Below are 929 nucleotides of genomic sequence, written 5' to 3'. Positions count from 1 at the left end.
GCTAGATCGTAACAATAACCGACACACGCTTACCGTTTAAAAACTCACTCGGACTCAGAAAATTTAATGCCTTTCTAGGCCTCGAATTAATCAAAAACTCTGCCTGTTTAATCTCTTTTGCTGCAAGTTCTCCAATGGCCATTCCCTTTGGGAAAAAACGTCTTAGTAAACCATTGGTATTCTCATTCAAACCTCGCTGCCAGGAATGGTAAGGTTTAGCAAAATAAATGTCACAGTTCAGATGCTTAGCTATCTTAGCATGACCCGCAAACTCTCCGCCATTATCAAATGTGATTGTTTTGCAAAGCCCTTTAAAGGGCTTCATCATGCGATTTATTCCACGAGTAACGGCTTTTTTGGACTTACTGCGTACTTTACAGGTAACTAATAGCTTAGATACTCGCTCTACCATCGTGACTAAATACCCATCTTGGCCATAAACTGTATCACCTTCCCAGTGGCCAACTTCTGATTTATCGTCAACAATTGTAGGCCGTTGAGAGATATCAACACGGTTAGGGATTAATCTTTCTCCTGCTTCTACACCTTTACGTAGTTTGTATTTTTTACCTTTTCGAGCAAGCATTCTTTGCCAATGCTCTCTTTTAACTACATTGTAAATCGTACTGCAACATATTGTATTTTCTATTTTTTCTTTACGCATCCGTCCAGATATCTGCTCTGGACTCCAACCAAGTTGCAGGTATGTTTGAATAATTTTCTTATTCTTTTGGTTACATTTTGTATGCTTAATTGAAAGTGTTCTTTTTTGAAAAGCATGTCTATGCGCTTGCTCGGCAGAATAACTTCCAGCAGGACAGCGTCGTAATTCCCTTGAAATGGAACCATTGCTCCGTTTTAATTTTTGTCCTATTTCCCGAGCAGAAATACAGTGTGTATTCCAAGCTTCAATCTGGTATCTTTCACTT

1 protein-coding gene is annotated in these 929 nt (G+C 39.1%); it reads right to left on the bottom strand.

Features of this window, described 5'->3' with window-relative positions; genetic code table 11:
* Position 1 precedes the first annotated feature (1 nt).
* Positions 2-929 (bottom strand): IS30 family transposase (locus PVK70_RS18740; protein ID WP_274441712.1); only part of this gene is annotated, 928 nt, incomplete at its 5' end.

Origin of the sequence: Aliivibrio sp. A6 (assembly GCF_028765505.1) — a bacterium.
Classification (GTDB): domain Bacteria; phylum Pseudomonadota; class Gammaproteobacteria; order Enterobacterales; family Vibrionaceae; genus Aliivibrio; species Aliivibrio finisterrensis_A.
This window is presented reverse-complemented; position numbering and strand designations above follow the sequence as displayed.